This is a genomic window from Mycobacterium sp. BK086, from assembly GCA_004362315.1.
Taxonomy (GTDB): domain Bacteria; phylum Actinomycetota; class Actinomycetes; order Mycobacteriales; family Mycobacteriaceae; genus Mycobacterium.
In genome coordinates, this window is record SNWL01000005.1 from 693,274 (window position 1) to 714,958 (window position 21,685).

Genomic DNA, 21,685 nt, shown 5'->3' on the forward strand with positions numbered 1-21,685 from the left:
CAGCGTGGCGCTCGACGACGAGGACATCCGGCGGCTGGGCCGCTGTGTCGAACTCGCCCGCACCGCGTTGGAAGCCGGTGACGAGCCGTTCGGCTCGATCCTCGTGGACGCCGACGGCACAGTCCTGTTCGAGGACCACAATCACGTCGCCGGCGGTGATGCCACCGCACACCCCGAACTGGCGATCGCGCAGTGGTCAGTGAGCAATCTCTCCCCCGACCGGCGGGCTACCGCCACGGTCTACACCTCCGGTGAGCACTGCCCGATGTGCGCGGCCGCACACGCGTGGGTTGGCTTGGGCCGCATCGTTTTTGCCGTCGCAAGCAGCCAATTGGCCCAGTGGCTGACCGACTGGCAGGCGCCCGCGCCGCCCGTGGCGACGCTGCCGATCACCACGATTGCCCCACAGTTGACGGTGGATGGTCCCGCGCCTGGGTATCAGGACGAGATGAAGGCCCTCTACAAAGCGAAGTTCGCGCCATGAACGACTGGGTGCGGCACGCGATCTGGTGGCACGTCTACCCGCTGGGATTCGTCGGCGCATTCCCCGCCGATGCACCGCCCGGCCCGGACGAACACCGGTTGAGCCGGATCATCCCCTGGCTCGACCACGTCGTCGCACTCGGCACCTCGGGGATCGCGCTAGGACCGGTATTCGCCTCGCGCACACACGGTTACGACACCACTGACCATTTTCGCATCGATCCCCGGCTGGGCGACGACACCGACTTCGACCAGCTCGTCGACGAAGCTCACCGGCGCGGGCTGCGCGTGCTGCTCGACGGTGTGTTCAACCACGTCGGAACCGATTTCGAGCGGTACCGCCAGGCTCTCGACGGCGACACCGAGTCGATCGGCTGGTTTCGTGGCCGCCCCGGCCGGTTTCACACCTTCGAGGGGCACAGCGAGCTCGTCACCCTCAACCATGGCAGCCCTGTCGTCGTCGACTACACCGTCGACGTGATGAAGCACTGGCTGGCACGAGGCGCCGACGGCTGGCGGCTGGACGCCGCCTATGCGGTACCGGAATCGTTCTGGGCACAGGTGCTCCCCCGGGTCCGGGAAGCCCACCCCGACGCCTGGTTTGTCGCCGAGGTCATCCACGGGGACTACACCGCATTCGTCGAGGGATCCGGTGTCGATTCGGTGACTCAGTACGAGCTGTGGAAGGCGATCTGGAGCAGTCTCAACGACGGCAACTTCCACGAGCTCGACTGGGCGCTGCAGCGCCACAACGACTTTCTTGCCCGGTTCGCCCCACTGACGTTCGTCGGCAATCACGACGTCACCCGGATCGCGAGCCAGCTCCAGCGGTCCGAGCATGTGGCCCACGCACTGGTGCTGTTGTTCACCACCGGTGGAGTGCCGACCATCTACGCCGGAGACGAGCTGGGGTCCCACGGCGTCAAGGAAGAGCGGGCCGGCGGCGACGACGCCGTGCGCCCCGAGTTCGGCTCGCCACCGCCGCAGCCGGATGCGGCCGGACGGGAGACGCTGAACCTGCATCAGTACCTGATCGGGTTGCGCAGGCGTAACCCATGGCTGCACGAGGCGAAAACCACTGCGCTGCAATTGGACAACCGCGCGTATGCGTACGAGACCCGCAACGGTGACGAGGCGCTGATCGTCGCGCTCAACATCGATGACGCGCCGATGCGGCTACCGGTCGCCAAGCTGACCGGCAGGCAGGCCCAGTTGGTGGGCGGAACGGACGCACCGCCCGACGACGTCGTCAGCGAGGTCGTGGTCCCGCCGCAAGGCTGGCTGGTGCTGCGGCCGGCCTAGAGCAGGTCCAGGGTGCGCGGATCCTCCTCGCCCCCGTAGAAGGTATCCAGCACCGTGAGGAAGTCGGCGTTGTCGTCGGTGGCCCGGGCGAACAGCGTCATCGACGAGCGCACCTTGAGGTTGTCGGGCCAGCCGAAGATAGCGTCGACCGAGGCGTTCTCGATGGCGGTCACCAGCCGGGTGCACTCGTGCAGCCGCGGCCCGAGGACGGGATGGGCCAGGTAGGCCCGCGCCTCGGCCAGCGACCCGATACCGAAACGCCTTGCCGTCGAACTATTTCCGAGCCCGGTGAGCTGCGGGAAGATGAACCAGATCCAATGACTGCGTTTCGCGCCGGCTCTTAGCTCGGCAAGCACCTGCTCGTAGACGCGATCCTGGGCGTCGACGAAGCGCTGGAGATCGAACGGGTCGTCCATGCCTCAACGGTATCGTTGCCGGGCTGTGACCGTCCTGTTATTGACGACTGATTCAAAGTTGTTGGGATAGGCCATATCCCGAGTCCAGCGCGTCTCCTGATCGTTAGCGAACCGCGATATGGCTCGCCGCCGCGCGTGCCGAATCGGAGCTACGCACCGTGATTAGCTAGCCGAGCACAGCACTTCTCCACTGTGAATTACGTACGAAAGGTGATGGTTTCCGTCATGAAGATCGTCGATAAGTTGCGAGGCACTTGGTTGCGCCGCGTGGCCGCAGCCTTCGTGGCCGCACTCGCTCTGCCCGGCCTGATCGGTGTCGTCGGCGGGTCGGCGACCGCGGCCGCCTTCTCCAAGCCGGGCCTGCCGGTTCTCTACCTGGATGTGCCGTCGGCCGCGATGGGCCGCAACATCCGGATCCAGTTCCAGGGCGGTGGCCCGCACGCGGTGTACCTGCTCGACGGTCTGCGCGCGCAGGACGACTACAACGGCTGGGACATCAACACCCCGGCCTTCGAGTGGCTGTACGGCTCGGGCCTGTCGACCGTCATGCCGGTCGGTGGCCAGTCGAGCTTCTACACCGACTGGTACCAGCCGTCGCAGGGCAACGGTCAGAACTACACCTACAAGTGGGAAACGTTCATGACCCAGGAACTGCCCGCCTACCTGGCTGCCAACTATGGCGTCGACCCGAACGGCAACGCCGTCGTCGGTCTGTCGATGGCCGGTAGCGCGTCGCTGACCTACTCGATCTACTACCCGCAGAAGTTCACCTACGCCGCATCGCTGTCGGGCTTCCTGAACCCGTCCGAGGGCTGGTGGCCGATGCTGATCGGTCTGGCGATGAACGACGCCGGCGGCTTCAACGCTCAGAGCATGTGGGGCCCGTCGTCCGACCCGGCATGGCGGCGCAACGACCCGATGGTCAACATCAACCAGCTGGTCGCCAACAACACCCGGATCTGGATCTACTGCGGCACCGGTACGCCGTCGGATCTGGACACCTCCGGTGGCGGCGGCAACCTGATGGCCGCTCAGTTCCTCGAAGGCTTCACGTTGCGGACCAACAAGACCTTCATGGACAACTACCTCGCGGCTGGTGGACGCAACGGCGTGTTCAACTTCCCCGCGAACGGCACGCACAGCTGGGGCTACTGGGGACAGCAGCTGCAGCAGATGATCCCGGACATGCAGCGCGTTCTGGGGGCCACCCCGTCCGCTGGCTAGTCCGGCCACAAACAACAGCGAGCCTGTCGCCATCCCCCCGGCGGCAGGCTCGCTGCTTTGTGTCCGCGCCGAGCGTCACTCCAGAGTCACGCTGGGCGCCGAACGTGACTCTTGGGTGACGTTCGCGCACGGAGAAGCAAGGGAACAATCTGGATTCGGTCAAGGTTGAGTCGGTCAGACTGAACTTTGGAGGATTTGATGGCTGAAGCCAAATCTGTGCCGGTGTTGTTTGTCAGCGACCCGATCGTGCTGCCCGGAATGGTGGTGCCGATCACGCTCGACGACGCCGCCCGGGCTGCGGTCGACGCGGCTCAAGCGACCGACTCCGGCCAGCTGCTGATCGCCCCACGCCTGGACGATCGCTACCCCACCTACGGCGTTCTCGCGTCGATCGTGCAGGTCGGCCGCATTCCCGGCGGCGGCGCCGCTGCCGTCGTCAGGGGCGAGAGTCGCGCCCACATCGGGTCGGGAACCACCGGCCCCGGTGCGGCGCTCTGGGTCGAGGTGGACGAAGTGACCGAGGCCGAACTGACCGAGGACACCAAGACACTCGCCTCGGAGTACAAGAAGCTGCTGCTGGCGATGCTGCAGCGCCGTGAGGCATGGCAGATCGTCGACGTGGTCAACAAGATCACCGATCCGTCGGCCCTTGCCGACACCGCCGGCTACGCGTCCTATCTGTCGGATGTCCAGAAGCGCCAGCTGCTGGAGACCGCTGATGTCGCCGAACGGCTGCGCGTGCTCATCGGGTGGACCGGTGATCTGCTGGCCGAGGTCGAGGTCAACGACAAGATCGCCGAGGACGTCCGCGAGGGCATGGAGAAGACGCAGAAGGAATTCCTGCTGCGTCAGCAGCTCAATGCCATCCGCAAGGAGCTCGGGGAATTGGGTCCCGACGGTGCTGACAACTCGGATGACTACCGGGCCCGTGTCGAGGCGGCTGACCTGCCCGACAAGGTCCGCGAGGCCGCGCTGCGCGAGGTCGGCAAGCTGGAACGCTCCAGCGAGCAGAGCCCCGAGGGCGGCTGGATTCGCACCTGGCTGGACACCGTCCTGGACCTGCCGTGGAACACCCGCACCGAGGATTCGACCGATCTGACGGCGGCCAGGGAGATCCTGGACGCGGATCACCACGGGCTGGATGACGTCAAGGACCGCATCGTCGAGTATTTGGCCGTGCGATCCCGTCGTGCACAGCGCGGCCTGCAGGTCGTCGGCGGACGCGGCTCGGGCGCGGTGATGGTGCTGGCCGGCCCGCCCGGTGTCGGCAAGACCTCGCTGGGCGAATCGGTGGCCCGAGCGTTGGGCCGCAAGTTCGTTCGCGTCGCCCTCGGTGGTGTGCGCGACGAGGCTGAGATCCGTGGTCACCGCCGCACGTATGTGGGCGCGCTGCCCGGCCGGATCGTCCGCGCGATCGGCGAGGCCGATTCGATGAACCCGGTTGTGTTGCTCGACGAGATCGACAAGGTCGGCTCGGACTACCGCGGCGACCCGTCGGCAGCCCTGCTGGAGGTCCTGGACCCGGCGCAGAACCACACGTTCCGCGACCACTACCTGGATCTGGATCTCGACTTGTCCGATGTGGTGTTCCTGGCCACGGCCAACGTGATCGAGAACATCCCCTCCGCGCTGCTGGACCGCATGGAGCTGGTCCAGATCGACGGCTACACCGAGGACGACAAGGTGGCCATCGCCCGCGACTACCTGCTGCCCCGGCAGCGGGACCGCGCCGCGCTGACCCCCGAGGAGGTCACGGTCACCGACGCCGCGCTGCGCAAGATCGCCGCCGACTACACCCGGGAACCCGGTGTGCGCCAGTTCGAGCGACTGCTGGCCAAGGCCATGCGCAAGGCGACGACCAAGCTGGCTGCTTCTGACGAGCCGTTGACGATCGATGAGCCGGATCTGGTTGGCTACCTTGGCCGTCCGCGGTTCACGCCGGAGTCGGCCGAGCGCACGGCGGTGCCGGGCGTGGCGACCGGTCTGGCCGTGACGGGCCTGGGCGGCGATGTGCTCTACATAGAAGCCGGTTCAACGGATGGCGAGCCGAGCTTGCAGCTCACCGGTCAGCTGGGCGACGTGATGAAGGAGTCGGCGCAGATCGCGCTGTCCTACGTCCGCAGCCACGCTGCCGAATTGGGTGTCGACCCCAAGGCGCTGGACCGCAAGATCCACGTCCACGTGCCCGCCGGCGCAGTGCCCAAGGACGGTCCGTCAGCCGGCGTGACCATGGTGACCGCACTGGTGTCCATGGCGACCGGACGGCAGGTCCGCTCCGATGTCGGCATGACCGGTGAGGTCACGCTGAACGGCAGGGTGCTGCCCATCGGCGGCGTCAAGCAGAAATTGCTGGCCGCTCAACGTGCCGGGCTGTCAACGGTTTTCATCCCACAACGCAACGAGGCCGATCTGGACGATGTGCCGGCTGAGGTTCTGGAGGCGTTGACGGTGAAGCCGATGACCGACGTCGCCGAAATCGTCACCCTGGCGCTGGAGCCGGTGGCGGAAGCGGCCACCACGGCGGCCTGACACACGGTAATGCCGGCCCCGACACGATTGTCGGCGGCCGGCATTACCGTCTGTGCATGGCCTACGACGAAGATCTGGCGAACCGCCTGCGTGAGCTGCTCGCCACCGAGAAGGGCGTCGACGAGAAACGGATGTTCGGCGGGGTGGCGTTCCTGCTCAACGGCAACATGGCCGTGTGTGCCAGCGGTCAGGGCGGCCTGATGGTGCGGGTGCCACCCGACGAGACCGCGACACTCGTGAGCCGTGACCACGTCGAACCGATGATCATGGCCGGGCGGGAAACCCGGGGCTGGGTGCGGGTCGGTGACGACGGCGTGCGCACCACCCGACAACTGCAAAGCTGGGTCACCCGCGGCGTCGCGTTCGCGAAATCCCTACCGCCGAAATAGCGGCCGGAATAAATCATCGTGCGCCGTGCTTGTGGCGGGCATGACCTATCCCGTGCGCGTTGCCGTCCAGATCCAACCCGCCGATACCCCTGACTACGCCACCTGGCGACAAGCTGTCCTGGATGCCGAGGAGATCGGCGCGGACGTCATTTTCGGCTACGACCACTTCCACGCACCGTTCATCGAGTCGATCATCGACGCGAAACCGGTGCTGGCCGAGGTGCAGCCCGACGTGAACAACTTCGAAGGCTGGACCGCTCTGGCATCCTGGGGCGAGATCACCACCCGCGCCGAGCTCGGGCTGCTGGTGGCGGGGATCGGCTACCGCAACCCGGATCTGCTCGCGGATATGGCCCGAACCGTCGACCACATCAGCGGCGGCCGGGCGATCCTCGGCGTCGGTGCGGGGTGGTACGAGAAGGATTACACCACTTACGGTTTCGACTACGGAACGGTCAAGTCCCGGGCCGACCTCTTCGACGAGGGGCTGCTGCGCATCGAGCGCCGCTTCGAACTGTTGCAGCCCCCGCCACTGCGCAAGATCCCGGTCCTGATCGGCGGGTCGGGCCCCAAGCGCACCCTGCCGGCCGTCGCGCGCCACGCCGATATCTGGCACACCTTCCTGCCCATCGATTCCTACCGCGAAGCCAGTGCCCGCGTGGCCGAGTTGGCCGCCGGATTCGGCCGCGCCGACAGCGATATCGAACGCTCGACATTCTGGACTGATCCACAGTCGGCGGACAGCTATCTGACAGCGGGCGCGACGCTGTTTCACACCGAGGTCCGCGCGTCGGAGGGCAAATACAACCTCGGAACCCTGGAAAAAATGGTCGACTGGCGCAACGCCAAGCGCTGATCAGGGCGAGATCAGCCGCGGCGTCAATTTCACGAAATCGCTTACGCTGTAGTAAATCTCGTTTCACTTTTCAACTCGACGGGTATCGAAAACCTGATGGACGATTGGGAGGCCCGGGACCTCATCCGACGGGTCCGCAAGCATGCGGGCACGACCTATGCTGCCCAGGCCGGCATCACCCTGCGCGACGCCCCTATGCCGCTGTTCCAGCTCCTGGTGCTCTGCATGCTGGCCAGTAAGCCGATCGACGCCGCGGTCGCGGTGCGAGGTGCGGAGGAACTGTACAAGGCGGGACTGCGCACGCCGAATTCGGTGCTCACCGCCGAGCGGTCCACGATCATCAAGGCCTTCAGCCGGGCGCACTATGTGCGCTACGACGAGAGTTCCGCGACCCGACTGACCGATCTGGCCAACCGGGTGAACGACGACTACCGCGGTGATCTCCGGCTGCTGGCCCGGATCAGTAAGCCCGACGTAGGCGACGCCAAGGTGTTGCTCAAACAGTTCTCCGGCATCGGTGAAACCGGCGCGGACATCTTTCTGCGCGAGGTACAGGATGTATGGCCTTGGGTGCGGCCATATTTCGATAAGCGCGCGCTGGAAACCGCCGGGGAACTCGGACTCCCCCGCGATGCCGACAAGCTTGCCGCGCTCACCGGACGGGCGGTGGCACCGCTGGCCGCCGCGCTGGTGCGCGTGTCACCGGACGATCTCCGCGACGTGTTCGGTTCGACGCGCGCCTAGTCGTTCTCTTCGACGAGTCGCTTACGGGCGGTGGCGAATTCGGCATCGGTCAAATCGCCGCGGTCGCGCATCATCTTCAGGGTGTGCAGCCGTTCGGCGACCTCGGGCTCGAGGTCGGTGGGCTGCGGCGCGGCCCGCAGGATCGGTTCGTCTTCGATGATCTCGATGTGATGGGGCTGGTCCGGATCGATGCGAACCGCCACGCGATCCTCGGACTCGGGAACCTCGCCAAGGAGGAACGTCCCCGTCAGCCGAGTCTCGTAAGAGGCTGTGCCGTCGGATCGTTCGATGCTCATCCGCAGGATGCGACGCCCGGCATCCTTGTTGACCACCCCACTGAACACCGGTCTGATCACCTCGAGCACCACACCGGTGCCGCGCACGCCGTCGCGGCGCAGCCGATCCACCTCGGCCACACCCCGCAGCAGCCATGCCGCGTAGCCGATGACGACCGCGGTCCACAGCACCAGCCACCACAGCGACAACGGCGCCGTCCAGTCGGCCGCCCACGGAATCATCGACGAGATGAACCATCCCAGCATCACCGGGCGCGGCGATCTGCGCGAAATCATCAGGAACACAACGAACTGCGCGACGTATCCGACCAGCCACACCCCCAGCACCCGGCCGGTGGCGGCCGCGGAGCCGACGTGATCGAGCATCCGGGTGCCGACCACGGCAGGCGCGATGATCAGCCCGTACCACAGTGCAGAGAGGGTCGCGATCGTCCGCCACATCACCGGGCCACGGTATACCCCCGTCACGCCCCCACGACTTCGCAGTCCAGGGCGAGTACCGTGATCAGCCCGGCCGACCCGTCGACACGAACCCGCATGCCCTCGCACAGCCGCGTCGCGCCGTCGCCGACCCCGGCCACGAACGGCACGCCGAACTCCGCCGCCGCCGTGGCCACATCGACCAGGGTGGCTCCGCCGCAGGTCAGGACCGCGGCGGGCGTCCCGAGCAGCGCGATCGATTCGATATCGGCGGTGTCGACGACGGCGACGTCCCCGGATTGCAAGCCGGCGTCGGCGGCGGAATCGACCACCCGGATCGTGCCCTCCACGACGCCAGGGAACACACCGGTCCCGCGGAGCTCGTCGGCGACCTGCGCGGGATCGGGAACGGCGACCGGGGCCCACACGGTATCGATCACCGCGGGTAACCGGATGGCCTGCAACCGCTCCCTCTCGGCGATGCGACGCTTGATGCGCAACCGGCTGTCGGCCGGCGGGTACAGGGCTTCGGAGACGGTCAGGTAGAACACATCGCCGGGCGCCGCGAGCTTCTCCTCGGCGGCCAGTCGCCGGCCCAGCTCCCGCACCGCCAGCCGCAGCTGATGGGTGAATCGCATGGTGGTGTCGTAGGCCAAGGTCCGGCATGCCTGTGCGCCCGGCGCTGTCGGCTCGTCGTCATACAGCGATGTGTTTCGCGCCGCTGCCGCTGTCAGCGCGTCGGGCCGGTCGGCCAGTACCGACGCCGCCAGCTCGGCGGCGCCGGGCCCGCGGTGGCCCACGTGAGCCACCGCGGAATCGAACGCGGTCGCGAGCATCGGTGCGGCGGTGCGTGCGGCCGCCACGTCGCCGGCCTCCAGGGCGGCGCGCGCATAGGGGTGTGCACGCAGCACCCGGGCCAGTGAGTTGATCTGGGACCGGACGCTCACCATCTCCCCCACGCCCTCCAGCTGTGTTGGAGCCACCTCGGCGAGCAGCACAGCAAGGGCGGTCAGTACCCAGCCTTCGTGAACTCTGCTGCGCAGCAGAGGAATTCGTGCGCCGAGCTGGGCGTCGCGCAGCACCGCGAGCTTGCCGGCGTCGCGCCGCTCGGCGTCGGCGGCGTCGCGGTAGGCGCGAAGGTGCCTGCCGTACATCCGCGCCGACGAGATCAGGCGGGTCGTCGAAATCGAGCCGCTGATCGAGGCCAGCAGACTCTGAGCGGTCGTCTCGTCGGCAGCCCCGCGCAGCCGTCGCGTCAAAGCCGCTGCGCGGGCGGGCATTCGGGGTTCTGCCGCAGCCAGCGCCGACGCGCCGAGGTAGATTCGGTGGCCGAACACCGCGACCAGCCTGCTCTCCCATTCGTCGGCGACCGGGCCGCGCAGGTCCAGCAGTTGGGACAGGGTCCGTCCCGCGGTCCGCAGTCCGGCCAGATGCAGATCCAGCGACATCGGGGTGAGCGGTCCGGCGGTGTCGTGCAGTGGGTTGGCGATGAACACCGGAAAACGGGGGTCGATGCGGTCGTCGAACTCGTCGTCGGTGTCACCGGGCCGCGGAATACCGCTCACCGGCATGGGGGTTCGGCCTGGCACGGCGACCGCTCCGTTCGGACCCATCTTGCGACCCTGCAGTCCACGCACCGTATCGGCGATGGCTTCGCTTGCGCCCCAGCCACATTCGAATTTCCACTCAGTTCGCAAGGGGTCGAGGTCGAACGTCGGGAACAGCTCGCGCCAGCCCGGCACGCCGCGCACCTTGGGCCGCGGGTCGGCGGCGCCGAGGAGCCGGTGGGCGGACGACGCGGTGGTGGTGTCGGCGGTGGCCAGGTCGACGACGCCGGTGCGGTCGGTGCCCGCGGCGATGACCAGAAACCGGATCAGGTCGTCGATGTGCAGCACACGCAGTGGCGCGCTGCCTTCGGTGTCCAGCAGCGCGGCCACCGATCGGCACACCATCGCATCGGCCTGGCGGCCCACCGGCGCGGCGATCCGCACGATCAGGTTTGGGGCCCAGCCGGTGCTGACCAGGTCCTCGGCCTGCTGCCAGGCGGGAGCGATCGGGGACAGCGACGGGAAGACGATCCGGGCGCCGCCGCGGGCAGCGGCGTCACAGACCCGGGCGATGTCAGCCGAGCGGGCCATGTCGGGACTGTCTGCCGGCAGGTGCACGACGACGTCGGCCCGGTCGGCCAGCTGGTACAACACCGGGTGGGACAGGGTCGCGCAGACGAAGCTGACGCCGGGATCGAGGTCGCGGTGGGGTCGCGCGGAGATGCCGTAGACCTCGTGGCCGGCCGCCAGCAGGCTCTGGGCCAGCGCACGCCCTAGCTCACCGGTGACCTCCGTGAGCAGAATCTGCATGCCAGGCCCTACTTCCCCCGTCGTTCTCCGACTCTAGGCAGGTCCGGGGAAAATTTTGCCCTTTTGATGGCCTCAGGACAGGCTGGCCCGGCCGTCGGCGTGCACCCGCACCTTGGCGCCGGCGATGTCCTCGGCCACGGTCACGGCGGCCGCCGCTGGATCGTCGATGACGGCCATCGCCCGGGCGTCGTCGCTGGTCCGCACCGTAAGGTAGGCCTTCTCGGGCTGCCCGTCGCGGTCGAACGGCGTGGTCCACGACTCCACGGTGCCCTCACCCTCCCACTCGACGACGGCCGGTCGGGTGGGCTCACGGTCGACCGCCGCCTGGACGTCCTCCCAGCGGAACGCGGCCGGCGGCGGGGTGGCGCTGTAGACGCCGAAGCTGTGCTTGGTGAGGTATCCACCGTTGGCGGTGATCAGGCCGCGGGCGGCGGGATTGGCGCGCAACAGGTCGGCCATCGTGGCGATCGAGTGCATGACGTAGTTGTTCCACGGCCCACCTGCGAAGGTGAGCCCGCCGGTGACCGTCAACGGCCGCTGCGGGTCGTCGGTGGCCAGTCCGAGCTCGTTGGCGGCCACCTGCACCGCCGACGGGAAGCAGGAATAGACGTCGATGTGGTCGAGTTCGTCGACACCCACGCCGGCCAGTTCGAGCGCGCGGCGGCCGCCGATCCGGATGGCCGGCGAGCGGTGCAGCTCGTGGCGTTCGGACACCGCGTAGGTGTCGTGGGAGTCGGTGCCCGCGTATGGGAAGACCCACTGATCGCGCGGGATCTGAAGGTAGGTCGCCTTCTCCGCCGAACACAGGATGACGACGGCGGCCTGGTTGACCATGTTGTTGGAGTTCATCAGCTTCGGATAGGGCCAGCTGATCATCCGGTTGTCCGGGCTGGCCTGCCCGATCTGCTCGGCGCTGCGGGCCTCGCGGCTCCACGCGTGCGGGTTGTTCGCCGCCACCTCGCTGAACCGCGCCCACAACGCGGCGATCCGGCTCTGGTGCTCGGCGACAGACTCTCCGTTGGCGATCCGCAGCGCCTGCTCGAACAGCGGATAGACGAACGAGGGCCGGTCCAGGTTGATCCGGTCTTCGGCAGGACCCGACATCGGCACGTCCTCGCCGCCCGGCGGCACCGCGACCGAGTCGTCCTGACGGGTCCAATCGGGTTTGATTCCCTTGGCGCGCAACTTCATTCGGGTGCGCCAGGTTTCCCCGCCGGCGAGCAGCACGACGTCGGCGCGACCGTTCTGAATGTCCAGGCAGGCCTGGTTCACCAGCGACTGCGGCGTATTGCCGCCGACTCCGGTGTAGCGCGTCGCGGCTTCGGGTGCCCCGATCCGCTGACCGAGCAGCAGTCCGGGATCGCGGTAGCGCCACGACAGCAGGTTGACCACGCGGATCGCGTCGACAGCGTGCAGCACCCGCGGGTCGGCCGCTTCCCGGGCGGCCGCGGCCATCAGGTCCACGGGCTCGATGTCGGCGTCGTCGCGCTGATTCACCTGCCCGGCCCCGACGAGTACCGGCGTCCGCGGATCCATACACGGCCCCTTTCGGAAAGTCACGCCGCTATTTGACGGCTGTCAAAACCTAGCAGGCCGTGTGAGGATGTCGCCATGACGGTGGTTCTGGTGCACGGTAATCCGGAGACCGAGGCGATCTGGGGCCCATTGGTCACCGCGCTCGGCCGCGACGATGTGGTGCGGTTGTCCCCGCCGGGTTTCGGCGCCCCGCTTCCCGCGGACTTCCCCATGACGCACCTGGCCTACCGGGACTGGCTGGAAGGCGAGGTGGAGCGCATCGACGGCCCCATCGACCTGGTCGGTCACGACTGGGGCGGCGGGCACGTGATCAACCTCGTGATGCACCGCCCGGAACTGGTCCGCAGCTGGGCCAGCGACGTGCTGGGAATCCTGCACCCCGACTATGTCTGGCACGACATGGCCCAGGTGTGGCAGACCCCGGGCGCCGGCGAGGATGTCGTCGAGGCGATGACAGGCGGTTCGCTCGAGGACCGCGCGGCCGGACTGGTGGCTCTCGGAATTCCGGAGGGGGTCGCCGGCGAGCTTGCCGCCGCACAGACCCCGGAGATGGGTCGCGCGATCCTGGCGCTGTACCGCTCGGCGGCACAGCCCGCGATGGCCGAGGCGGGACGCTCGCTGGGCAATGCCGCGGCCCGGCCCGGTTTGGCGCTGCTGGCCACCGAAGATCACTACGTCGGCAGTGACGAGATCCGGCGGGACGCCGCCGCGCGAGCGGGTGCCCGCACCGAGGTGCTCGCCGGACTCGGGCATTGGTGGATGCTTCAGGACCCCGAGCGCGGCGCGCAGGTACTCACCGATTTCTGGCTCTCGCTGAGTTGAACCCTGGCGCGCCAGGGTTTGTTTGGGGACGCGGCGGGTACGCGGAGGTGTCCCCTAACAAGGAAGTGAGGGCCGCATGCCTCTCGGATCGAGTATGTATTCCAGGGCCGCAATGACATTGGTCGGTGGCGCTGCGGTGTTGACGTTGGCCGTCGGCTGCGGCGGCAGCGGCGACTCCGGCAAGTCGTCGACATCGACGACGACAACGACACCGACGACGACGTCATCCGAAATGACCACGACCACCAGCCCGACCGACACGATGGCCCCCGGTGGCACCGGAACCGCACCCGGTGGCGTCACCGGCGGCGGCGATGCCAATGGCGGTGGCGGCAGCATCCCGGGTGGTCCGACCGGTAGCGGCGGACCCGGCGGTGGCGGCGGCAGCATCCCCGGTGGTCCCACGGGTAGCGGTGGCCCCGGCGGCGGCAGCGGATCGATTCCCGGCGTGGGTAGCGGCGGTGGCGGTCCCGGCGGTGGCGGCGGCTGCATCAACGGCGTGGGCTGCCTCGGAACGGGGTAAGTAACGGCGTCATTCCCAGGCCGGTGGCCACTTGTGACACGCGTCCGACCCAACGTGTCACAAGTGGCCACTCAGCTTTGTGCGGGCCCCACCCGGTAGATCGACTTCAGCGAGAAGAACGCGTCCAGGCCCTCCGGCCCGAGCTCACGGCCGATCCCGCTGGCCTTCACTCCCCCGAACGGCGCGCGGAAATCCAGTTGGTAGTCGTTGATTCCGACGGTTCCGGTGCGCACGGCCCTGGCCACCTCGGTGGCCCGTTCGTCATCGGTGGACCACACCGTGCCGGCCAGTCCGAACTCGCTGTCGTTGGCCAGTGCGATGGCGTCGTCGTCACCGTCGTAGGGAATCACCGCGAGCACCGGGCCGAAGATCTCCTCCTGGGCGATGCGATCGGCGTTGTCGACGTCGGCGAACACCGTCGGCGAGACAAACCAGCCGCGCTGCTGATCGGCCGGAATCGAGCCGCCCGCAACGAGTTTCGCCGTACTGTTTCTCCCCGACTCGATGTAGCCCAGCACCCGGTCGCGCTGGCGAGAACTCACCAGCGGGCCGATATCGGTCGACGTGTCCAGCGGGTCACCGACTTTGAGTCCGCCGACCATCGACACCAAGGCGTCCAGCACTTCGCCGTACCGCGATCGCGGCGCCAGAATCCGCGAACTCAGGTGGCAGGTCTGGCCGTTGTTGACGAACGAGGCCGTGCGCAGACCCTTCATGGTGGCGTCCAGATCCGCGTCGTCGAGGATGATCGCCGCCGACTTGCCGCCCAGTTCGAGGGTGACCGGTCGCAGCAGGCGCCCGCACACCTCGCCGATGGTGCGGCCCGCGGCCGTCGAGCCGGTGAACGTGACCTTGTCGACGCCGGGATGGGTCACCAGGTAGGCGCCCGCGGCTGCACCGCCGGGCACGACGTTGAGCACGCCCGGCGGGAGCCCGGCCTCTGCGGCCGCCTCCGCGAACACCAATGCGTCCAAAGCTGTTTCGGGAGCGGCCTTGAGCACCACGGTGCAGCCGGCGGCCAGAGCGGGCGCCAGCTTGAACGCGGCCAGCGCCTGGGGATAGTTCCACGGCACGATCGCGGCCACCACGCCGATGGCCTCCCGGCGAACGACGGTGTGCCCGATCATGCTCGGGCGGATCTCCTCGATCGGGGTCTCGGTGATGAGCTGCGCGTAATAGCGCACCAGCGCCGCGGGGAACCGGCCATTGGCCCCGCGCGACAACGACATCGGCATCCCGTTCTCGCGGGTCACCAATTCGTCGGTCCCCTTCGCGCGCTGATCCAGTGCGGCGGCGAATCGGGCCAGCACGTCCGCGCGGTGATCCGGTGAGGCGGACTGCCATTCGGGCAGCGCCGCCGCGGCCGCGGCCACCGCTGCGTCGATATCGGCTTCGGTGGCGCTGGCGCCGTAGCCGAGTGGCTCGCCGGTGGCCGCCTCGATCACCGGCTGAGAGTCGGTGGTCTGGAACCGTCCATCGATGAAAATCTTTGCCGCCGTGCTCATCTCGTCACTCCTGTCGTCTCGGTGTCGCCGGCGGGTGCGAACAGCACGCCGTCGGCGATGAGCTTGTCGATGTCATCGCCGGTCATACCCAGGACATCTGCGCAGACCCGGCGGGTGTCGGCGCCGGGAAGCGGCGCCGGGCGTTGCGGGGCCGGCGGGATGTGGCGATAGGGCGCCGGGCCCGACTCGGTGGGCAACGGCGCGTCGAACAGCGGATGAGCCATGTCGGCGAACACATTTCGTGACCGCAGCTGCGGGTCATCGTGCAGGTCGGTGGCTCGGTACATCGGGCCGGCGGCAACGCCTGCGGCCTGCAGCGCCTCGGCGGCCGCCAGCGGCGAGCGTTCGGCCAGCCACGCCGCGAGCTCACTGTGCCCGATCACCGACGCGATCGCCTCCTGATCGGCCGCCGACCGGATCGACACCACGCACCACTCGTCGTCACCGGCGCACGGCAACACCAGGCTCTCGGTGGGATCGGGCTCGACGCGCTCCGCGCCGGTGGCCGCCGCGGCCAGCGTGACGTAGAGCGTGTCCAGCTGGTTGATCACCGCCTCGGCCTGGGACACATGCAGACGTGCGCCGACACCGTCGCGCTCACGCCGGATCAATCCGGCCAGTGCGCCGATCGCGCTGATCCGCCCGACGACATGGTCGGGGAAGATCGTCGTCGCGTCGTAGAACGCGTGTCGCGCGCCGGGCGGCGGTGGCTCCTGGGACGTCCACAACCGGGTGACCCCGATGGTGGCGCGCACCAAGGGGCCATAGCCCATCCGCTTGCTCCACGGCCCGGTATCGCCGAAGGCGCTGCTTTCGGCGAGCACCAGACCCGGGTTGAGTTCCTGCAGCCGCTCGTAGGAAAAGCCCAGTGCGGGAAGGGTTCCCGGCTTGAAGTTGGCGAAAACGGCGTCGGACGCGGATACCAGGCGGCTGAACACCTCGGCCCCGGCCGGGCTGCGCAGCTCCAGGCCGAGGCCCAGATTGTTGCGATGTGCCCGGGCGAACGACTCGCTGATCTGCTGATCGGGGCCCTTCTGGCGCAGCCCGTCGGGGTAGCTCGAGCTCTCGACCTTGATCACCTCGGCGCCCAGATCGGCGAACAGCCGGCTCAGTTCGCCACCGGCGACGATGACGCCCAGATCCAGGACCCGAATGCCCTCGAGCGGTCGCGCTCCCACTGATCCCGTCGCGGCTGGGGTGAATTGTGCTGATTGCCAACGCTTGTCGGTGGAGTCCAGGGCGGGCGCCGGGGTGCGGTAGCCGGCGTGGGCCCCGTCGACCACCCAGTAGCCCACCGGTACGCGGGCCGCGACGCCGGGCGCCAGATCAGTATCGGCCAGGGCGCCGACCTCGGCGAGGTGCTCGGACCCCAGTGCCTGCGACGGGGTGAGGACGGCGGCGATCGGCACGCCGTGTGCCTGGCCTTCGGCCACCAGCTGCTTCATCGTCCGGTCGGCGAACAACGCCGCCATCAATTGGCTGAGTTCGCCGAATGCCCTGGTGCGTGCCGCGATCGAGTCGAAGCGGGGATCCTGGAACTGCTCGGGCTCCCCCAGCCACGCCCGCATCCCGTGCCACTGCCGCGGGGCCAGGACGCACAGCCGGACGTAGCCGTCCCGGCAGGCGAAGATCGGGTAGGAATCCTGGTTGCGCGGCCGGCCCCGCCACCGTTCGGCGGCGTTGCGCGCGGTCGCGGCCTGGCCCTGGGTGCCGAACGGCGGGTCCAGCGTCAGAACCACCGCATCGAACCGGGAGAAGTCGATGTAATCACCTGTACCACAACGCAATCGGTTGAAGTAGGCCACCAGGATCGCCCAGGCCGCCTGCACTGCCGCGGTGGCCGAGGCGATGCCGTCCGGCGGCAGCACCGGGGCGCCCGATGTGGGGCCCGACCGGGACAGCGCCGAGGACATCGCATACAGCACCGCGTCGGTGGCCCGCCAGGATGCGTGCGGTCCCTGCGTCCCGAAGTCGGTGACCGACATGGTCACCAGGCCGCCGAACCGGTCGGCCAGCTCGGCACACGAGGTGCCGAACGAGGCCGCCAATCCGGGCGTCCCGCTGTCCACGAGGATGTCGGCACCGGCGGCCAGCTCGAAGAACAGGTCGCGGTCAGCGTCGTCGGCCGGATCGAGCACCGTGCCGCGTTTGTTGGCGTTGTGCAGCGCGAACGGGACACTCACCCCGTCCAGCGTGGGCCGCGCATGGCGGGCCGGGCTCCCGCCGGGCGGCTCGATTTTGATGACGTCGGCGCCTAGATCGGCCAGCAGCCGGGTGACCCCGTCGCCGGTCTCGTCGCACAGATCGAGCACTCGCACCGCCGCGAGCAACGGTTCAGCCGCCACGTCGGTCAGCGTAGTGGTGAACAAATGGTGCACCGGAGGCACGGTCGCGCCGATCGGAGTTTGATGGGGACATGGAGTCGATAAGCGAAGAAACCATCGCCCAACTCGACGGCTGGTGGCGCGCCGCCAACTACCTCTCCGTCGGCCAGATCTACCTGCTGGACAATCCGCTGCTGCGGCGGCCGCTGACCCGCGAGGACGTCAAACCCCGGCTGCTCGGCCACTGGGGCACCACCCCTGGGTTGAACTTCCTGTACGCGCACCTCAATCGCGCAATCAAGCAGCGCGAGCAGTCGACCATCTACGTGACGGGTCCCGGCCATGGCGGTCCCGGGCTGGTCGCCAACGCCTATCTGGACGGCACCTACAGCGAGACCTACCCCGACATCACCCAGGACGCCGAAGGCCTGCGCAGGCTGTTCCGTCAGTTCTCCTTCCCCGGCGGCATCCCGTCGCACGTTGCCCCCGAGACCCCGGGTTCGATCCACGAGGGCGGCGAGCTCGGCTACGCGCTCTCGCACGCCTACGGCGCGGCATTCGACAATCCCGACCTGTTGGTGGTGGCGGTGGTGGGCGACGGTGAGGCCGAGACCGGTGCACTGGCCACCAGCTGGCATTCCAACAAATTCCTCAACACCGCCAATGACGGTGTGGTGCTGCCGATCCTGCACCTCAATGGCTACAAGATCGCCAATCCGACGGTGCTGGCCCGCATCCCGGAAGACGAATTGCGCTCGCTGATGGTCGGATTGGGGCATCAGCCGTACTTCTTCGAGGTCCCCGACGACGGCGAGACCGATCACACCGACGCCCATCGCCGGTTCGCCGCGCTGCTGGACGAGGTGATGGACCGGATCGCCGAGATCAAGGCCTCGCCGTCCGAAGACCGGCCGGCCTGGCCGATGATCGTCTTCCGTACCCCCAAGGGGTGGACCGGTCCGGCCACCATCGACGGCAAGAAGACCACCGGATCGTGGCGTGCTCACCAGGTCCCGCTGGCCAGCGCCCGCGACACCCCCGAACACCTCGAGGTGCTGGCGCACTGGCTGGCCTCCTACCGGGCCGAGGAACTGTTCGACGCCGACGGCAGGCTCGACCCGCAGATCGCCGCGCTGGCACCGGCCGGGCAGCTGCGGATGAGCGAAAACCCACATACCAACGGCGGATTGCTGCTCAAGGATCTACGACTGCCGGACTACCGGACCTTCGGCGTCGACGTACCCGCACCCGGCGCCACCGTCGCCGAGGCCACCCGGGTGCTCGGCAATTGGCTGACCGAGGTGATCCGGCTCAACCCGGACAACTTCCGGATCTTCGGACCCGACGAAACCGCCTCCAACCGTCTGCAATCCGTCTTCGAGGTGACCGACAAGCAATGGAACGCCGAGTTCGCGGGCCCGGAGGTGGACGAGCACCTGGCCCGGGCCGGCCGGGTGGTCGAGATGCTGTCCGAACACCAGTGCCAGGGCTGGCTGGAGGGCTATCTGCTGACCGGCAGGCACGGGCTCTTCAACTGCTACGAGGCGTTCATCCACATCATCGACTCGATGTTCAACCAGCACGCCAAATGGCTGAAGGTCACCAATCACATCCCGTGGCGCCGCCCGATCGCCAGCCTCAATTACCTTCTGTCCAGCCATGTTTGGCGCCAAGATCACAACGGCTTCAGCCATCAGGATCCGGGTTTCATCGACCACGTGGTCAACAAGCGCGCCGAGGTCGTGCGCGTGTACCTGCCGCCGGACGCCAACACCTTGCTGTCGACCTATGACCATTGCCTGCGCTCACGCCAGTACGTCAACGTCGTCGTCGCCGGTAAGCAGCCGCACCCGAACTTCCTCACCATGGACCAGGCGATCGCGCATTGCACTCGGGGCCTTGGCATCTGGGAGTGGGCAGGCAACGAGACGGTCGGGAAGGATCCCGACGTGGTGATCGCCGCCGCCGGTGACGTGCCGACGCTGGAGGCCTTGGCGGCCGTCGATCTGCTGCGCCAGCACTTGCCCGAGCTGACGGTCCGCTTCGTCAACGTGGTGGATCTGATGCGTCTGCAGGACGACACCGAACATCCGCACGGTCTGTCCAGCCGGGCGTTCGACGGGATCTTCACGCCGGACAAGCCGGTCATCTTCGCCTATCACGGCTATCCCTGGCTGATCCACCGGCTGACCTATCGCCGCAGCAATGACAGCCGCATCCACGTTCGTGGGTACAAGGAGGAGGGCACCACCACCACCCCGTTCGACATGGTGATGCTCAACGACCTGGATCGCTACCACTTGGTCATCGACGTGATCGACCGGGTGCCAGGCCTTCAGTCACGGTGCGCCACCCTGCGCCAGCAGATGGTCGACAAGCGGCTGGCGGCCCGCGAGTACACCCGCGCGTACGGCGACGACATCCCCGAGGTGCGCGACTGGGTGTGGCCGGATGCGCGGGGGACGCAGGTGGCGGGCGCTGTGGATGCCACCGCCGCGACCGGCGGCGACAACGAGTAGCAACCGGGCTGATAGCAACTGATCAGGCCATAGTTCGGCCGCAGGTACACTTGGGCCCGTTATGTCCGAGCAGACCGCGGTGGCCCCGCATCCCCATCCCGCGCTGTCGCAGCTGGCTGCTCTCCACCATTTTCGGATCTACGTCGACATCGGCATCGTCGTCGTCGTGCTGGCGATGACCAACCTGATCGCTCACTTCACCACCCCGTGGGCCAACGTCGCCGTGGTACCGGCCGCCGCCGTCGGCCTGCTCTTCCTGGTCCGCTCGCGTGGGTTGGGCTGGGCGGAGCTGGGGCTGGGGCGTGAGCACTGGCGCTCGGGTGCCCTCTACGCGCTCGGCGCGGTGCTGCTGGTGCTCACCGTCATCGCAGTCGGGGCGCTGCTGCCCTGGACCCGGCCGATGTTCCTGAACAACCACTACGCCACGCTGTCGGGTGCGCTGCTGGCGTCGATGATCATCATTCCGCTGCAGACCGTGATTCCCGAGGAGCTCGCCTTCCGCGGTGTCCTGCACGGCGCGCTGGACCGGGCCTGGGGCTTTCGTGGCGTCGCGGCCGCCGGCTCGCTGCTGTTCGGCATGTGGCATATCGCCAGTTCGCTGGGTTTGACCAGCGGCAACGTCGGTTTCACTCGAATCCTCGGCGGTGGCATGTTCGGCATCGTCGCCGGGGTGGCGATGGCCGTCGTGGCCACCGGGGCCGCCGGATTCGTCTTCACCTGGCTGCGGCGCCGTAGCGGCAGCCTGATCGCCCCGATCGCCTTGCACTGGTCGCTGAACGGTTTGGGTGCACTGGCGGCCGCGCTGGTGTGGCACCTGTCGACCTAGGCCTGGCCCGCTAGCCCCTGCGTCGCGCCCGGAACTCCCGGTTCTTCATCTTGTTGCCGCAGGTGGCCATGTCGCACCAGGTGCCGCCGTGATTGCGGGACCGGTCGTAGAACGCCCACCGGCAGTCGTCGTTTCCGCACGCCTTCAACTGCGACCAGGTTCCGTCGCGCTGGGCGTTGGCGACGATCAGCAGCACTGAGAGCAGACGGCCCTCGAGGGAATCAGCCTCCGCGCTCAGGCGCATCGTGGCGTCCTCGGTCAGACGGATTCGGGCACTGGCTGCCTCGGCAATCCGGTTCAACGGAGCCAGTTGGTCGCCACTCGGTGCCGGCCCGCCGGCGTTGTGGACCAGCATCGCGCGCAGCGCTTCTCGCAGTTCACGGATGGTGTGCAGGTCATCGGCGGTGGCGGCGGTACCGGGGGCCAACAGGTCCTGGCTCTGCAGCCACGGCTCGGCATCTGCGGCGAGCGCCAGCCGGTCGGCACCGGATTCCAGATCGAGGGTGTTGACCAGCGCTTGAATCCGGGACAGCGGCACCGGTGCCGGCTTGCCCTCGGTGTCCCCGAGCCACTCCGCAGGAGCCTGCGTCATGGTCACCAGGGTAGGAGTCGGT

The 21,685-nt window shown here is 68.0% G+C and carries 18 protein-coding genes; 11 read left to right on the plus strand and 7 right to left on the minus strand.

What is annotated here, in order from left to right; all coding sequences use genetic code 11:
- Positions 1-4: 4 nt before the first annotated feature.
- Positions 5-484, plus strand: a complete 480-nt coding sequence (locus tag EV580_RS19880) for a nucleoside deaminase (protein WP_133692903.1) — start codon at positions 5-7, stop codon at positions 482-484.
- The gene (locus EV580_RS19885) at positions 481-1,785 is read left to right on the plus strand and encodes an alpha-amylase family glycosyl hydrolase (RefSeq protein WP_133692904.1); all 1,305 of its coding nucleotides are present in this window, start codon (positions 481-483) and stop codon (positions 1,783-1,785) included. Before EV580_RS19880 ends, EV580_RS19885 begins: the two co-directional genes overlap by 4 nt.
- On the opposite strand, the gene EV580_RS19890 is transcribed toward EV580_RS19885, so the two are convergent.
- The gene (locus tag EV580_RS19890; protein ID WP_133692905.1) at positions 1,782-2,201 is read right to left on the minus strand and encodes a DUF1810 domain-containing protein; all 420 of its coding nucleotides are present in this window, start codon (positions 2,199-2,201) and stop codon (positions 1,782-1,784) included. The genes EV580_RS19885 and EV580_RS19890 overlap by 4 nt on opposite strands.
- 225 nt (positions 2,202-2,426) lie before the next feature.
- Here EV580_RS19890 and EV580_RS19895 point away from each other — a divergent pair, with 225 nt between their 5' ends.
- From EV580_RS19895 to EV580_RS19915, 5 genes are all read left to right on the plus strand, one after another.
- Complete coding sequence (locus EV580_RS19895; protein WP_133692906.1) at positions 2,427-3,425, plus strand: esterase family protein; 999 nt, start codon at positions 2,427-2,429, stop codon at positions 3,423-3,425.
- A 198-nt stretch (positions 3,426-3,623) separates the two neighbouring features.
- Positions 3,624-5,954 (plus strand): endopeptidase La, encoded by a 2,331-nt coding sequence (gene lon, locus EV580_RS19900; protein WP_133692907.1) that lies wholly within the window; start codon positions 3,624-3,626, stop codon positions 5,952-5,954.
- Between the two features lie 56 nt (positions 5,955-6,010).
- Positions 6,011-6,343 (plus strand): TfoX/Sxy family protein, encoded by a 333-nt coding sequence (locus EV580_RS19905; protein WP_133692908.1) that lies wholly within the window; start codon positions 6,011-6,013, stop codon positions 6,341-6,343.
- Positions 6,344-6,383: 40 nt separating this feature from the next.
- A complete protein-coding gene (locus tag EV580_RS19910; RefSeq protein ID WP_133692909.1) occupies positions 6,384-7,199 on the plus strand; it encodes an LLM class F420-dependent oxidoreductase in 816 nt (271 codons plus the stop codon).
- Between the two features lie 96 nt (positions 7,200-7,295).
- Complete coding sequence (locus EV580_RS19915) at positions 7,296-7,943, plus strand: endonuclease (protein WP_133692910.1); 648 nt, start codon at positions 7,296-7,298, stop codon at positions 7,941-7,943.
- Here the strand turns inward: EV580_RS19915 and EV580_RS19920 are convergent.
- The 3 genes from EV580_RS19920 to EV580_RS19930 form a co-directional block, all read right to left on the minus strand.
- Entirely contained in the window at positions 7,940-8,683 is a 744-nt protein-coding gene (locus tag EV580_RS19920) for an SHOCT domain-containing protein (protein WP_133692911.1), read from the minus strand. The genes EV580_RS19915 and EV580_RS19920 overlap by 4 nt on opposite strands.
- A 20-nt stretch (positions 8,684-8,703) precedes the next feature.
- Positions 8,704-11,016, minus strand: a complete 2,313-nt coding sequence (locus EV580_RS19925) for a PEP-utilizing enzyme (protein WP_133692912.1) — start codon at positions 11,014-11,016, stop codon at positions 8,704-8,706.
- Positions 11,017-11,088: 72 nt separating this feature from the next.
- On the minus strand, positions 11,089-12,552 hold the full coding sequence (locus EV580_RS19930) for an acetyl-CoA acetyltransferase (protein ID WP_133692913.1): 1,464 nt from the start codon (positions 12,550-12,552) through the stop codon (positions 11,089-11,091).
- A gap of 75 nt (positions 12,553-12,627) precedes the next feature.
- Here EV580_RS19930 and EV580_RS19935 point away from each other — a divergent pair, with 75 nt between their 5' ends.
- Together EV580_RS19935 and EV580_RS33795 are read left to right on the plus strand one after the other, a co-directional pair.
- Positions 12,628-13,374, plus strand: a complete 747-nt coding sequence (locus tag EV580_RS19935; RefSeq protein ID WP_133692914.1) for an alpha/beta fold hydrolase — start codon at positions 12,628-12,630, stop codon at positions 13,372-13,374.
- A 76-nt stretch (positions 13,375-13,450) separates the two neighbouring features.
- A complete protein-coding gene (locus EV580_RS33795) occupies positions 13,451-13,897 on the plus strand; it encodes a hypothetical protein (RefSeq protein WP_166654778.1) in 447 nt (148 codons plus the stop codon).
- 71 nt (positions 13,898-13,968) lie between these two features.
- Here EV580_RS33795 and EV580_RS19945 read toward each other — a convergent pair whose 3' ends face one another.
- Together EV580_RS19945 and EV580_RS19950 are read right to left on the minus strand one after the other, a co-directional pair.
- The gene (locus EV580_RS19945; RefSeq protein ID WP_133692915.1) at positions 13,969-15,402 is read right to left on the minus strand and encodes an aldehyde dehydrogenase; all 1,434 of its coding nucleotides are present in this window, start codon (positions 15,400-15,402) and stop codon (positions 13,969-13,971) included.
- Positions 15,399-17,747, minus strand: a complete 2,349-nt coding sequence (locus EV580_RS19950) for a CaiB/BaiF CoA transferase family protein (protein WP_133692916.1) — start codon at positions 17,745-17,747, stop codon at positions 15,399-15,401. Before EV580_RS19950 ends, EV580_RS19945 begins: the two co-directional genes overlap by 4 nt.
- Positions 17,748-17,818: 71 nt before the next feature.
- Between EV580_RS19950 and EV580_RS19955 the strand changes: the two genes are divergently transcribed.
- Both EV580_RS19955 and EV580_RS19960 read left to right on the plus strand, forming a co-directional pair.
- Positions 17,819-20,245 (plus strand): phosphoketolase family protein, encoded by a 2,427-nt coding sequence (locus EV580_RS19955; protein WP_133692917.1) that lies wholly within the window; start codon positions 17,819-17,821, stop codon positions 20,243-20,245.
- A gap of 61 nt (positions 20,246-20,306) precedes the next feature.
- Positions 20,307-21,071, plus strand: a complete 765-nt coding sequence (locus EV580_RS19960) for a CPBP family intramembrane glutamic endopeptidase (RefSeq protein ID WP_133692918.1) — start codon at positions 20,307-20,309, stop codon at positions 21,069-21,071.
- 10 nt (positions 21,072-21,081) lie between these two features.
- On the opposite strand, the gene EV580_RS19965 is transcribed toward EV580_RS19960, so the two are convergent.
- Positions 21,082-21,663, minus strand: coding sequence for a CGNR zinc finger domain-containing protein (locus tag EV580_RS19965; protein WP_133692919.1), 582 nt, complete (start codon positions 21,661-21,663; stop codon positions 21,082-21,084).
- Between the last annotated feature and the right edge of the window lie 22 nt (positions 21,664-21,685).

Excerpts from the sequence above, each read along its gene's own strand:
- EV580_RS19930 (WP_133692913.1), bottom strand. The coding sequence starts at position 12,552 with ATGGATCCGCGGACGCCGGTACTCGTCGGGGCCGGGCAGGTGAATCAG.
- EV580_RS19945 (WP_133692915.1), bottom strand. The coding sequence starts at position 15,402 with ATGAGCACGGCGGCAAAGATTTTCATCGATGGACGGTTCCAGACCACC.
- EV580_RS19935 (WP_133692914.1), top strand. The coding sequence starts at position 12,628 with ATGACGGTGGTTCTGGTGCACGGTAATCCGGAGACCGAGGCGATCTGG.
- EV580_RS19925 (WP_133692912.1), bottom strand. The coding sequence starts at position 11,016 with ATGCAGATTCTGCTCACGGAGGTCACCGGTGAGCTAGGGCGTGCGCTG.
- EV580_RS19885 (WP_133692904.1), top strand. The coding sequence starts at position 481 with ATGAACGACTGGGTGCGGCACGCGATCTGGTGGCACGTCTACCCGCTG.
- EV580_RS33795 (WP_166654778.1), top strand. The coding sequence starts at position 13,451 with ATGCCTCTCGGATCGAGTATGTATTCCAGGGCCGCAATGACATTGGTC.
- lon (WP_133692907.1), top strand. The coding sequence starts at position 3,624 with ATGGCTGAAGCCAAATCTGTGCCGGTGTTGTTTGTCAGCGACCCGATC.
- EV580_RS19915 (WP_133692910.1), top strand. The coding sequence starts at position 7,296 with ATGGACGATTGGGAGGCCCGGGACCTCATCCGACGGGTCCGCAAGCAT.
- EV580_RS19895 (WP_133692906.1), top strand. The coding sequence starts at position 2,427 with ATGAAGATCGTCGATAAGTTGCGAGGCACTTGGTTGCGCCGCGTGGCC.
- EV580_RS19890 (WP_133692905.1), bottom strand. The coding sequence starts at position 2,201 with ATGGACGACCCGTTCGATCTCCAGCGCTTCGTCGACGCCCAGGATCGC.
- EV580_RS19960 (WP_133692918.1), top strand. The coding sequence starts at position 20,307 with ATGTCCGAGCAGACCGCGGTGGCCCCGCATCCCCATCCCGCGCTGTCG.
- EV580_RS19905 (WP_133692908.1), top strand. The coding sequence starts at position 6,011 with ATGGCCTACGACGAAGATCTGGCGAACCGCCTGCGTGAGCTGCTCGCC.
- EV580_RS19965 (WP_133692919.1), bottom strand. The coding sequence starts at position 21,663 with ATGACGCAGGCTCCTGCGGAGTGGCTCGGGGACACCGAGGGCAAGCCG.
- EV580_RS19910 (WP_133692909.1), top strand. The coding sequence starts at position 6,384 with ATGACCTATCCCGTGCGCGTTGCCGTCCAGATCCAACCCGCCGATACC.
- EV580_RS19955 (WP_133692917.1), top strand. The coding sequence starts at position 17,819 with ATGGAGTCGATAAGCGAAGAAACCATCGCCCAACTCGACGGCTGGTGG.